Genomic DNA, 12,405 nt, shown 5'->3' with positions numbered 1-12,405 from the left:
CACCGCACGATGGCCGCATTCCACCGCGACGAATTGACGCGCACGCTCACCGAAGGCGCGCGGGTGCTTTCGCTCGACTTGAGCGATGCGCAGATCGGGCAGTTGATGGATTATCTTGCACTGCTGTCCAAATGGAACGCGGTGTACAACCTGACCGCCGTGCGCGATCCGGCGCAGATGGTGACCCAGCATCTGCTCGATTCTCTGGCTGCGGTCCCCGCTTTCACCGGTGCAAGAAATGTCCTGGACGTCGGCGCCGGCGGCGGCTTGCCGGGCATCGTCCTGGCGATTGCGCGACCGGACATGCGCGTATCGATGATCGACACCGTGCACAAGAAGACGGCCTTCCTCACTCAGGTGAAGGCGGAACTCGGCCTCGCCAACATCGCGGTGCATACCATGCGCGTCGAGCAACTGCAGGCGCCGGAAAAATTCGACGTCATCACTTCGCGTGCGTTTGCCGAACTGGCCGACTTCGTCAATTGGTCCGGTCACTTGCTGAAGGCGGGCGGCCGCTTCATCGCGATGAAGGGCGTGCTGCCCGAGGAAGAAATGGCACGCCTGCCGGCAGGCTGGCATGTTGCCCAGGTGCAAGCGCTGCAAGTCCCCGGCCTGAACGCGGAACGCCATCTGATTTTCATCGAAGCAGGAGAACAAGCATGAACCCGCTGTTCCACACTCTCGGCATCACCGACGTCTGGCAACTCATCGCCGCCACCATGGTGTTCCTGATGCTGCCCGGCCCGGGCACCTTTTGCGTGCTTACGTGCACCGGTCAGCGCGGCTTGCGCGGCGGTTTCGCTTCCCTGTTCGGCTTGATGCTGGGCGACGCCGTATTGATGTTTCTCGCCGCCATTGGCGTTGCTGCCTTGCTTCAGGCGAACCCGCTGCTGTTCAAGGGTTTGCAATATCTCGGCGCGGCCTATCTTGCCTACCTGGGCATCAAGCTGTTGACCGCGAAGAAAGAGCAGGGCGGGGCAGTCGTGCCGTTCTCGAATAGCGCCGATTTCCGTCGCGGCTTTCTCGTCACCATCATCAATCCGAAGGCCATCGTCTTTTACATGGCCTTCTTCCCGCTTTTCATTGATCCGGCTACCCATCAGGGCAGCACGACCTTCGCGGCGATGGGCGCGGTAATTTCCAGTTGCACTCTGTTCTATGGCAGCATGCTGGTTCTCGTCGGCAATGCCGCCGCCAAGCGTCTCGCGCGCAATCGACGCGTCGCCGCATTCGCGTCGAGAGCAGCGGGCATGTTCCTGATCGGCTTCGGCATCAAACTCACTACTAATTAAGCTATGGCCAAAATCTTCTGCGTCGCCAACCAGAAAGGCGGCGTCGGCAAAACCACCACCGCTGTCAATCTCGCCGCCGGTCTGGCACAGCTCGATCAGCGCGTGCTGCTGGTCGACCTCGACCCGCAAGGCAACGCCACCATGGGTGCCGGCATCAACAAGTCCGAACTGACCGCTTCCGTCTACGAAGTGCTGCTCGGCCTGTCCGACATTCAGACCGCGCGCAAACATTCCGAGACGGGCAAGTTCGATGTGCTGCCCGCGAATCGCGAACTGGCCGGCGCAGAAGTCGAAATGGTCGAACTCGACAATCGCGAGAAGCGCCTCAAGGATGCCATCGCCCTGGTCGATGCCGACTACGATTTCGTGCTGATCGACTGCCCGCCGGCCTTGTCGATGCTGACCCTGAACGGCCTGTGCGCCGCGCACGGCGTGGTCATCCCCATGCAATGCGAATACTATGCACTGGAAGGCCTGTCCGACCTCGTCAACACGATCAAGAAGGTGCATGCCAAGCTCAATACCGACCTGAAGATCATCGGCCTGCTGCGTGTCATGTTCGACCCGCGCATGACGCTGTCGCAGCAGGTCTCCGCGCAGCTCGAACAGCACTTCGGCGACAAGGTGTTCAAGACCATCATCCCGCGCAATGTCCGCCTGGCCGAAGCGCCATCCTACGGCATGCCCGGCGTGTCCTTCGATCCCGCCTCGAAAGGCGCGCAGGCCTATATCGCCTTCGGCGCCGAAATGGTCCAACGCATCAAATCACTGTAAGCGCTCACAGAACATGGTCACGAAAAAATCCAAAGGGCTAGGTCGCGGTCTCGACGCATTGCTTGGCGGCTCGTCCGACATCACCGAAGCGGTGCCCAACGTCGCGGGCGCGCCCTCGACCTTGAATGTTGCGCAACTGCAAGCCGGCAAGTACCAGCCGCGCACGCGCATGGACGAGGGGGCATTGAACGAGCTTGCTGCGTCGATCAAGGCGCAGGGCTTGATGCAGCCCATCCTGGTGCGCCCGATCGCGCATAACGGCAGCGACAGATACGAGATCATCGCCGGCGAGCGGCGTTTTCGCGCGGCACAGATCGCCGGTCTGAACGAAGTGCCGGTGCTGGTCAAGGACGTCGACGACCAGGCTGCGGCGGCGATGGCGCTGATCGAAAACATTCAGCGCGAAGACCTCAACCCTCTGGAAGAAGCGCAGGGTATCCATCGCCTGATCACCGATTTCGACTTCACCCACGAACAGGCGGCCGGCGCGGTCGGCCGCTCGCGCAGCGCGGTGTCCAACCTGCTGCGCCTGCTCAATCTCGCCAAGCCGGTGCAAACCATGCTCATGGCCGGCGACATCGACATGGGCCACGCCCGGGCCTTGCTCTCGGTCGACGCTGCAACGCAGATCACACTCGCCAACCAGATCGTTGCGAAACGCATGTCGGTGCGCGAAGCGGAAAAGCTCGTGGCCAAAACCACGACCGAACAAGCCGCCGCGAACAAGCCGCGCTCCGGGAAGGAAAAGTCGCGCGACATTGCACGCCTGGAAGAAGAGTTGTCGGACGCGCTGGCCACGCAGGTCCTGATCAAGGTCGGTGCAAAGAACAAGGGGCAGCTCATCATCGATTTTGCCAATCTCGATGCACTCGACGACCTGATCGCGAAACTGCGCGCCTGACACCGGCGCCGGCGCGCCGGCGTATTCCTGCGTTGTACGAAAACAATTACTTGGCTGGTAATTGGCAGGCTGCCGGCCGTTCACTAAGCTACTCTCAAGCTCATCACCTAACCATGCACACTCTGCTCATCCTGCCCGGCCTGTACAACTCCGACGCCGGGCATTGGCAAACACAATGGGAAACAATGCTTCCCAATGCACGACGCGTGCAGCAGCGGGACTGGAATGCGCCGAAGCGAGAAGAGTGGCTTGTGGCGCTGGACGCTGCAATCCGCTCGAGCGTCCGCCCTGTGTTGCTGATTGCGCACAGCCTCGGATGCGCACTGACCGCCTGGTGGTCGGTCGAATGTCGGGACCAGCCGCATGCGTCCAAAGTGAAGGGCGCCTTGCTTGTTGCGCCGCCGGATGTCGAACGCGCCGATTTTCCCGGCTTCGTCACCGGCTTTGCGCCGATGCCGCGCACGGCTTTGCCGTTCCCGACGATCGTCGCCGCATCCTCGAACGATCCGTGGTGCGCGTTATCAAAAGCGCAAAGCTGGGCGGCCGACTGGGGCGCCCGCTTTCACGATATTGGTCCGCGCGGGCATATCAATGCCGACAGCGGACTTGGAACATGGGCCGAAGGCAGGGCTTGGCTGAAGGAGCTGCAGTCTTGGCAATCGTAGTTTTACCGTAGTGTTTTCGCGGGCGTGCGCGCCAGCAAAGGTTTGACGGTGACTGTGGAAAACACTTATAATCCCGTGGTTTCACAAAACGCACCACCTTGGAACACCGCGGCCCGTAGCCGAGTCCTTCGAGGCTCGACGGATTGCATGACTTCGGACCGATATGCTACGCATTGTCCTGCTGCAATTGTCGACTACGGTCATCACCGGACTGATTGCCGGTGTGCTTGGCGGAAGACACGCGCTGATATCTGCGCTCCTTGGTGGCTTGTGCTGTGTGGTGCCAAACGGTTTGTTTGCCTTGCGTTTGTTCATTAACGCGCGCAAGCCGGGTGCTGTCAATCCGATGACGTTTTTCATCGGCGAATTTATCAAGATTGCATTGACGATCGCGCTATTGGGCGCGGTGGTCTGGCTGTACCGCGATTTGAACTGGCTGGCGCTGATCGCCGCTTTCATCGTGGCGCTGAAAAGTTACATCATCTTATTATTTAGGCACTGACATGTCATCTCCAGCGAGCGAAGTAGCAGAACACGCACCCACTGCGTCCGAATACATCGTCCATCACCTCGGACACCTCTCCACCCATCACCAGGAAAAGATTGTCGATTTTTCGATCATCAACATGGACACCATCTTCTGGTCGCTTGCGGCCGGCGTGTTTGGCTGTCTGCTGATGTGGATGGCTGCGCGCCGTGCCACCTCCGGCGTACCGGGACGCTTCCAGGCTTTCGTCGAAATGGTCGTCGAAATGGTGGAAGACCAGTCCAAGTCCATCGTCCATGGTGACCGCACTTTCATCGCGCCGCTGGCACTGACCGTATTCGTCTGGGTCGCCCTGATGAATTCGCTCGACTTCCTGCCGGTGGATCTATTTTCAAGCATCTTCCGCCTGGTCGGCATTGATATTCATCACCGCGTGGTGCCGACCGCCGACCTGAACGGCACGCTCGGCATGGCGCTCGGCGTCCTGGCCGTGGTGATCTATTACAACCTCAAGATCAAGGGCGTCGGCGGCTGGCTGCACGAGTGGCTCGCTGCGCCGTTCGGCATTTACATGGCGCCGTTCAACGTGCTGCTGAACCTGATCGAATACCTCGCCCGTACCATTTCGCTCGGCATGCGACTTTTCGGCAACATGTACGCAGGCGAACTGCTGTTCCTGCTGATCGCCTTGCTGGGCTCGATGGCCACTGCCTTCGGCTTCATCGGACAGGTGATTGCCGGCTCCGCATGGGCCATCTTCCACATCCTGATCGTGTTCCTGCAAGCCTTCATTTTCATGATGCTGACCCTGGTGTACATCGGCCAGGCGCACGAGGCTCACTAAAGAATCGAAAGATAGTTGTACGCAAAGAAGTTTGTTTTTGTATTTTGTATTTTGTTTTTAACCTTAACTTATTGAAGGAATTCTCATGACTGACATCTCTTTTGTTGCTTTGGCTTGCGGCTTGATCATCGGCCTGGGTGCTATCGGCGCATGTATCGGTATCGCAATCATGGGTGGCAAATACCTGGAAGCATCGGCACGTCAGCCTGAATTGATGAACACCCTGCAAACCAAGATGTTCCTGCTGGCTGGTCTGATCGACGCGGCGTTCCTGATCGGTGTCGGTATCGCCATGCTGTTCGCATTCGCAAATCCGTTCATCGCGAAGTAATTAGCCTATAGCTGATTTCCAGCAGCCGGACCGGTAACAGGTTCGGCTCTCGTTATTCTGAGAAGGAAAATACCGTGAACTTAAATGCAACCTTGTTTGCGCAGTTCGTGGTCTTCTTTGTCCTCGCGTGGTTCACGATGAAATTCGTGTGGCCGCCGCTGATGAAGGCGCTCGACGAACGCGCCGAGAAGATCGCGAATGGTCTGGCTGCCGCCGACCGGGGCAAAGCAGAAATGGCTGCCGCAGAAAAGCGCGCGCAGGCTGAACTCGCTACCGCCCGCGACGAAGGTCAGAAGCGCATCGGCGATGCCGAAAAGCGTGCCCAGGCGATTATCGAAGAAGCCAAGAAAGCTGCATCCGAAGAAGCTGCGCGCATTGTTGCCGCCGCCAAAGCCGATGCAGACCAGCAAGTAACTCGTGCACGTGACGAACTGCGTGCCCAGGTCGCGAGTCTCGCGGTCAAGGGTGCCGAGCAGATTCTGAAGCGTGAGGTGAATGCAGCGGCGCATGCCGATCTGCTGAACCAACTGAAGAACGAGCTGTAATCATGGCCGAACTCGCAACGATTGCTCGTCCTTACGCAGAAGCACTGTTCCGTGTAGCCAAGTCCGGCAATCTCGCCGCCTGGTCCGACCTCGTGTCGGAAATGGCGGTCGTTGCCAGTCATCCCGACGTGAAGGCATTTGCCGGCAATCCGAAGCATTCGGATCAGCAGGTTGTCGAAACGTTCCTGTCGCTGTTGAAGTCCAATGTCAGTCCCGAAGCGAAAAACTTCATCGGCATGCTGGTCGAAAATGGCCGCCTGACGTTGTTGCCGGAAATCGGTACGCAATTCCACGCGTTGAAAAACGCCGCGGAAGGCGCCGCCGATGCGGAAATCACGAGCGCGTTCGAGTTGACCGACGCCCAAGTGAAGGACCTGGTAGCGACCCTGGAAAAGAAATTCGGCCGCAAGCTCAAGCCGTCGGTGACCGTGGACAATTCGCTGATCGGTGGCGTGCGCGTGACAGTGGGCGACGAAGTGCTCGACACCTCCGTACGCGCCAAGCTGCAGAAGATGTATACAGCCCTCGCGTCGTGATTGCCGGCTCATTGATGGCCCAAGCGCTAGCGTAAGAGATACAAAATTTTAGGAGTTAACATGCAACTCAACCCGTCTGAAATCAGCGAACTGATCAAGAGCCGGATTCAAGGCCTTGGCGAAACCGCTGAGATTCGCAATCAAGGCACGGTGATTTCCGTGACCGACGGTATCTGCCGCATCCATGGTCTTTCCGACGCCATGCAAGGCGAGATGCTGGAATTCCCGGGCAACACTTATGGCCTCGCACTGAACCTCGAGCGCGACTCCGTCGGCGCCGTTATTCTGGGCGAGTACGAGCACATTTCCGAAGGCGATACCGTCAAGTGCACGGGCCGCATCCTGGAAGTGCCGATCGGTCCGGAATTGAAGGGCCGCGTGGTCAACGCACTGGGTCAGCCGATCGACGGCAAGGGCCCGATCAACACCAAGCTGACCGCCCCGATCGAGAAGATCGCTCCGGGCGTTATCGCACGTCAGTCCGTGTCCCAGCCGATGCAAACCGGCCTGAAGGCAATTGACTCGATGGTGCCGATCGGCCGTGGCCAGCGCGAGCTGATCATCGGCGACCGCCAAACCGGTAAGTCTGCTGTCGCGGTTGATACCATCATCAACCAAAAAGGCCAGGACATGACGTGTATCTACGTCGCGATCGGCCAGAAGGCATCGACCGTCAAGAACATCGTGCGCGCGCTGGAACAGCACGGTGCGATGGAATACACCATCGTCGTTGCCGCCAACGCTTCCGAGTCCGCCGCGATGCAATACGTGTCGGCCTACTCCGGTTGCGCGATGGGCGAATACTTCCGTGATCGTGGTCAAGACGCACTGATCATTTATGACGATCTGTCCAAGCAGGCGGTCGCATACCGTCAGGTTTCGCTGCTGCTGCGCCGTCCGCCGGGCCGCGAAGCATATCCGGGTGACGTGTTCTACCTGCACTCCCGTCTGCTTGAGCGTGCCGCTCGCGTGAACCCCGACTACGTCGAGAAGTTCACCAATGGTGAAGTCAAGGGCAAGACCGGCTCGCTGACCGCACTGCCGATCATCGAAACGCAAGCCGGCGACGTGTCCGCATTCGTTCCGACCAACGTGATCTCGATTACCGACGGCCAGATCTTCCTGGAAACCTCGCTGTTCAACGCCGGTATCCGTCCTGCGATTAACGCCGGTATTTCCGTGTCGCGCGTCGGCGGTGCTGCCCAGACCAAGGTCATCAAGGGCCTGTCCGGCGGTATCCGTACCGACCTGGCACAGTACCGTGAGCTGGCCGCGTTCGCGCAGTTCGCATCGGATCTAGACGAAGCCACCCGCAAGCAGCTCGACCGCGGCGCACGCGTGACCGAATTGCTGAAGCAGCCGCAGTATTCGCCGCTGCCGATCTCGCTGATGGCCGTGTCGCTGTTCGCCGTGAACAAGGGCTACCTGGACGACGTCGATGTGAAGAAGGTGCTGGCATTTGAATCGGGCCTGCACAACTTCATGAAGACCAGCCACGGCGCTCTCCTGCAGAAGATTGAAGACAGCAAGGCACTCGACAAGGACGGCGAAGCAGCACTGGCCGCCGCGATCGCCGACTTCAAGAAAACCTTCTGATCACTGGAGCTAAAGGAGTAATTACTCATGGCTGCAGGCAAAGAGATACGCGGCAAGATCAAGAGCGTCGAGAACACGAAGAAGATCACCAAGGCGATGGAAATGGTCGCCGCATCCAAAATGCGCAAGGCGCAGGACCGGATGCGCGCGGCCCGTCCCTACAGTGACAAGATTCGTAATATCGCCGCTCACTTGTCGCAAGCCAATCCGGAGTACACGCATCCGTTCCTGGTCAAGCAGGACGCAGCGAAGAAGGTGGGCATCATCGTCGTCACGACCGACAAGGGTCTGTGCGGCGGCATGAACACCAACGTGCTGCGTCAGGTGACCAACAAGGTGCGCGAACTCGAAGGTCAAGGCATCAAGACCGAAGCAGTCGCAATCGGTAACAAAGGTCTCGGTTTCCTGAACCGCATCGGTGCCAAGGTCGTGTCGCAAGCCGTCCAGCTCGGCGATACGCCGCACCTGGACAAGCTGATCGGCCCGGTCAAGGTGCTGCTCGACGAATACCAGGAAGGCAGGCTCGACGCGGTTTACCTGTTCTATACCAAGTTCATCAACACGATGAAGCAGGAACCGATGATGGATCAGTTGCTGCCGTTGTCGTCGGAGCGCATGGAGGCTGACAAGAACTCCCACTCGTGGGATTACCTCTATGAGCCGGATGCGCAAAGCGTGATCGACGAACTGTTGGTGCGTTATGTCGAGGCACTGATTTATCAGTCCGTTGCGGAAAACATGGCGTCCGAGCAATCGGCGCGCATGGTCGCGATGAAGGCGGCGTCCGACAACGCAGGCAATGTGATCGGCGAGCTGAAACTGGTTTACAACAAGACCCGTCAAGCTGCGATTACCAAGGAACTGTCCGAGATCGTCGCCGGTGCGGCTGCGGTTTAACTAGAAGAATTTATTTATATTGAAGGAACGAAAATGGCTGAAGGCAAAATCGTTCAGTGTATCGGCGCCGTGGTGGACGTGGAGTTCCCGCGTAATGCCATGCCCAAGGTGTACGATGCCTTGAAAATGGAAGGCTCCGCGCTGACCCTGGAAGTGCAGCAGCAGCTTGGCGACGGCATTGTCCGTACCATTGCGCTGGGCTCTTCCGACGGTCTGCGTCGTGGCATGGTGATCCAGAACACCGGCGCGCCGATCTCGGTGCCGGTTGGTCCGGCAACACTGGGCCGCATCATGGACGTGCTGGGCAACCCGATCGACGAACGCGGTCCGGTGTCATCCGAGCGTATCGCCTCGATCCACCGCAAGGCTCCTGCCTACGACGAACTGTCGCCGTCGCAGGAATTGCTGGAAACCGGCATCAAGGTTATCGACCTGGTTTGCCCGTTCGCCAAGGGTGGTAAGGTCGGTCTGTTCGGCGGTGCAGGTGTGGGCAAGACCGTGAACATGATGGAGCTGATCAACAACATCGCGAAGGCGCACTCGGGTCTGTCCGTGTTTGCCGGCGTGGGTGAGCGTACTCGTGAGGGTAACGACTTCTATCACGAAATGGCGGATTCGAAGGTCGTTGACCTCGACAACCTGGCCAATTCGAAGGTGGCGATGGTGTACGGCCAGATGAACGAGCCGCCGGGCAACCGTCTGCGCGTGGCACTGACCGGTCTGACGATTGCGGAATCCTTCCGTGACGAGGGCCGTGACGTTCTGTTCTTCGTCGACAACATCTACCGTTATACGCTGGCCGGTACCGAAGTGTCCGCACTGCTGGGCCGTATGCCTTCCGCGGTGGGTTACCAGCCGACGCTGGCCGAGGAAATGGGCCGTCTGCAAGAGCGTATCACCTCGACCAAGACCGGTTCGATCACGTCGATCCAGGCCGTGTACGTGCCAGCCGACGACTTGACCGATCCGTCGCCGGCAACCACCTTTGCGCACTTGGACTCCACCGTCGTGTTGTCGCGTGACATCGCCGCTCTGGGTATTTATCCGGCGGTTGATCCGCTCGACTCGACGTCGCGTCAGCTCGACCCGAACGTGGTCGGCGCCGAGCACTACGAGACCGCACGTGCAGTGCAAGGCACGCTGCAGCGTTACAAGGAACTTCGCGACATTATCGCGATTCTGGGCATGGACGAACTGGCACCGGAAGACAAGCTGGTGGTGGCACGCGCTCGCAAGATGCAACGTTTCCTGTCGCAGCCGTTCCACGTTGCTGAAGTGTTTACCGGCTCGCCGGGCAAGTACGTTTCGCTGAAGGACACGATCAAGGGCTTCAAGATGATCGCCAGCGGCGAACTCGATCACCTGCCGGAACAAGCGTTCTACATGGTCGGCACGATCGAGGAAGCAATCGAAAAAGCCAAGAAGATCCAGTAATCGGGAGCGCGCAATGCGCGCCAGCCCGGATGCCGGAGCGCTACGGTATCTGACTGGTGCGCGGGGCGCGCAAACGGTCTGTTCTTCAGACGAACAAAAAAGGTTCTAACATGGCACACACTATTCACGTAGACGTCGTCTCCGCCGAAGAAGAAATCTTCGCCGGCGAAGCCGAATTCGTCGCGTTGCCGGGCGAAGCGGGCGAGCTGGGCATCTATCCGATGCACACGCCGTTGATTACGCGCATTCGTCCGGGTGCGGTGCGCATCAAGGTGCCGGGTCGCGCGGACGAGGAATTCGTCTTCGTCGCCGGCGGCATCCTCGAAGTGCAACCGAACAACGTCACCGTGCTGGCCGATACTGCTATCCGCGGTCACGACCTGGACGAGGCGAAGGCAAACGAAGCGAAGAAACTGGCGGAGGAAGCACTGGCGAATCGCGAATCGGAAATCGATTACGCGAAGGCGCAGGCTGAACTGGCTGCCGCTGTCGCTCAGTTGGCGGCAATTCAGAAGCTGCGTCAAAAACGCTAATGATGTTGGCAGTAGAATGAAAAGGCAGCCTCGGCTGCCTTTTTTATTTTCAGAAGCAGGATTTCCATGGACCAAAACGAAGACTTCATTCCGGCACTTCTCGGGGACAGCCACACCATCGCGGTCGTCGGCTTGTCTTCGCATGAGGACCGGCCGAGCTACGAAGTGGCGCATTACATGCAATCGCACGGCTATCGTATCGTCCCGGTCAATCCGACGTATGCGGGCACTCACATTCTCGGCGAGCATTGCTATTCCAGCTTGCACGATGCTGCCGCCGCGGTCGAGAAGGAGGGGGGGCGGATCGATATCGTCGATTGTTTCCGCAAGTCGGAGCACATCCTGCCGGTCGTCGAAGACGCGATTGCCATCAAGGCGCCATGCGTCTGGATGCAGATCGGCGTGATCAACCAGGCTGCCGCCGACAAAGCCGAGGCGGCCGGACTGAAGGTGGTGATGGACAAATGCATCAAGGTCGAACACGGCCTGCATCACTAACGCCGATCTTGTCGATATTCCATGCGTCGCTTTCTGCCCGAACTGGTCGCCTTGCCTTTGCTGCCTTTCCTGCTCGCACAGGGCAGGCATGCACGCAAGGTAACCCCGCGCCTGCCGGAAGCGTCCGGGCCCACGACCGGGGTCGCAGGGCACACGCATTCCGGCGCGCGGCTGTCTTTGTTAACCATTGGCGAATCCCCGATCGCCGGAGTCGGCGTGGATTCCCACGAGCAGGCAATCACCGGCCGGCTCGCCGACGCCTTGGCGCAGCGGCTGCATCGGCCTGTCGCATGGCGCGCATGCGGGAAAAACGGCCTGACCGCGCGGGAGGCGCTCGAGCAACTCGTTCCGGAGCTTCCGGTGGAGGCGGTCGATGTGGCGCTGGTCGCCTTCGGCGTGAACGACACCACGGTATTTCGTCCGCTGGCGGCGTGGCGGCGTGACCTGGGCGATGTACTGACGGCAGTCCAGGCGCGATGCTCGCCGCGGTGCGTGATTGTCTCGGGCGTGCCTCCGGTGGCCCATTTTCCGGCATTGCCGCAGCCTTTGCGTTGGGTGATGGGCTTGAAGGCGCAAACGCTTGACAGTGCGGCACGCGAACTCGCCCATGCCTTGCCACACGCGCTGTATGTGCCGCTGCTGCTCGATACACGGGACAGGAGCATGATGGCGTCCGACGGCTACCACCCGTCCGAGAAGGGCTGCCAGGCTTGGGCCGAGCTGCTGGCCGACGCCTATGTGTCTCGTTGCAATTCCTGATCGCGAGCAGGTTGCGGCGGCCAGAGGCCGGACAGTGCGACATTTCCCGATGCCGATATTGCCGGCGATGGCCGGCAGCGGAACCCGAGGCATTGCCAAATGGAAAATTTGTGGATGTCGCCTCCGCAACCGGTTCATCGGGAGCGTCGCATCGGCGATAATGAGCGCTTAACGAAAGCCAATCCATGTCATCCAAATTCGCCCCCCTGAAGAACGACACCTTCCTGCGCGCGCTGCTGCGCCAGCCGACCGACTACACGCCGCTGTGGCTCATGCGCCAGGCCGGACGCTACCTGCCCGAATACTGCGCCAC

At 59.6% G+C, this 12,405-nt stretch carries 17 protein-coding genes; all 17 read left to right on the top strand.

The genetic code is table 11. The features are described from left to right. Positions 1-9 precede the first annotated feature (9 nt). Positions 10-663 (top strand): 16S rRNA (guanine(527)-N(7))-methyltransferase RsmG, encoded by a 654-nt coding sequence (gene rsmG / locus VJ651_RS19805; RefSeq protein WP_324109089.1) that lies wholly within the window; start codon positions 10-12, stop codon positions 661-663. Then, the gene (gene leuE, locus VJ651_RS19800) at positions 660-1,292 is read left to right on the top strand and encodes a leucine efflux protein LeuE (protein WP_324109088.1); all 633 of its coding nucleotides are present in this window, start codon (positions 660-662) and stop codon (positions 1,290-1,292) included. The genes rsmG and leuE overlap by 4 nt, the downstream gene beginning before the upstream one ends. A gap of 3 nt (positions 1,293-1,295) precedes the next feature. After that, positions 1,296-2,066 (top strand): AAA family ATPase, encoded by a 771-nt coding sequence (locus tag VJ651_RS19795; protein WP_324109087.1) that lies wholly within the window; start codon positions 1,296-1,298, stop codon positions 2,064-2,066. Positions 2,067-2,079: 13 nt separating this feature from the next. Then, on the top strand, positions 2,080-2,967 hold the full coding sequence (locus tag VJ651_RS19790; RefSeq protein WP_324109086.1) for a ParB/RepB/Spo0J family partition protein: 888 nt from the start codon (positions 2,080-2,082) through the stop codon (positions 2,965-2,967). A gap of 113 nt (positions 2,968-3,080) precedes the next feature. Then, positions 3,081-3,632 (top strand): RBBP9/YdeN family alpha/beta hydrolase, encoded by a 552-nt coding sequence (locus VJ651_RS19785; RefSeq protein ID WP_324109085.1) that lies wholly within the window; start codon positions 3,081-3,083, stop codon positions 3,630-3,632. A gap of 163 nt (positions 3,633-3,795) precedes the next feature. Further along, on the top strand, positions 3,796-4,134 hold the full coding sequence (locus tag VJ651_RS19780) for an ATP synthase subunit I (protein WP_136419268.1): 339 nt from the start codon (positions 3,796-3,798) through the stop codon (positions 4,132-4,134). Between the two features lies 1 nt (position 4,135). After that, positions 4,136-4,963, top strand: coding sequence for a F0F1 ATP synthase subunit A (atpB, locus tag VJ651_RS19775; protein WP_324109084.1), 828 nt, complete (start codon positions 4,136-4,138; stop codon positions 4,961-4,963). Between the two features lie 85 nt (positions 4,964-5,048). Next, positions 5,049-5,294 (top strand): F0F1 ATP synthase subunit C, encoded by a 246-nt coding sequence (atpE, locus tag VJ651_RS19770; RefSeq protein WP_088710626.1) that lies wholly within the window; start codon positions 5,049-5,051, stop codon positions 5,292-5,294. 74 nt (positions 5,295-5,368) lie between these two features. Next, positions 5,369-5,839 (top strand): F0F1 ATP synthase subunit B, encoded by a 471-nt coding sequence (locus VJ651_RS19765; protein ID WP_292932722.1) that lies wholly within the window; start codon positions 5,369-5,371, stop codon positions 5,837-5,839. A 2-nt stretch (positions 5,840-5,841) separates the two neighbouring features. Beyond that, positions 5,842-6,375, top strand: coding sequence for a F0F1 ATP synthase subunit delta (locus tag VJ651_RS19760; RefSeq protein ID WP_136419271.1), 534 nt, complete (start codon positions 5,842-5,844; stop codon positions 6,373-6,375). Between the two features lie 60 nt (positions 6,376-6,435). Beyond that, a complete protein-coding gene (gene atpA, locus VJ651_RS19755) occupies positions 6,436-7,971 on the top strand; it encodes a F0F1 ATP synthase subunit alpha (protein ID WP_136419272.1) in 1,536 nt (511 codons plus the stop codon). A gap of 27 nt (positions 7,972-7,998) precedes the next feature. Further along, positions 7,999-8,868, top strand: a complete 870-nt coding sequence (gene atpG, locus VJ651_RS19750) for a F0F1 ATP synthase subunit gamma (protein ID WP_324109083.1) — start codon at positions 7,999-8,001, stop codon at positions 8,866-8,868. Positions 8,869-8,901: 33 nt separating this feature from the next. After that, the gene (gene atpD / locus VJ651_RS19745; protein ID WP_324109082.1) at positions 8,902-10,302 is read left to right on the top strand and encodes a F0F1 ATP synthase subunit beta; all 1,401 of its coding nucleotides are present in this window, start codon (positions 8,902-8,904) and stop codon (positions 10,300-10,302) included. 110 nt (positions 10,303-10,412) lie between these two features. Then, positions 10,413-10,835: a F0F1 ATP synthase subunit epsilon gene (locus tag VJ651_RS19740; protein ID WP_136419275.1), complete on the top strand. Its 423-nt coding sequence runs from the start codon at positions 10,413-10,415 to the stop codon at positions 10,833-10,835. A gap of 66 nt (positions 10,836-10,901) precedes the next feature. Continuing rightward, positions 10,902-11,333 (top strand): CoA-binding protein, encoded by a 432-nt coding sequence (locus VJ651_RS19735; protein ID WP_324109081.1) that lies wholly within the window; start codon positions 10,902-10,904, stop codon positions 11,331-11,333. Between the two features lie 21 nt (positions 11,334-11,354). Beyond that, on the top strand, positions 11,355-12,092 hold the full coding sequence (locus tag VJ651_RS19730; RefSeq protein WP_324109080.1) for an SGNH/GDSL hydrolase family protein: 738 nt from the start codon (positions 11,355-11,357) through the stop codon (positions 12,090-12,092). 185 nt (positions 12,093-12,277) lie between these two features. Beyond that, a partial coding sequence (locus VJ651_RS19725; RefSeq protein ID WP_324107468.1) for a uroporphyrinogen decarboxylase family protein occupies positions 12,278-12,405 on the top strand: 128 nt, incomplete at its 3' end.

Origin of the sequence: Noviherbaspirillum sp. (assembly GCF_035254865.1) — a bacterium.
Lineage (GTDB): Bacteria > Pseudomonadota > Gammaproteobacteria > Burkholderiales > Burkholderiaceae_D > Noviherbaspirillum.
The sequence above is the reverse complement of the archived record's forward strand: the minus strand, read 5'-3'. Positions and strand labels throughout refer to the sequence as shown.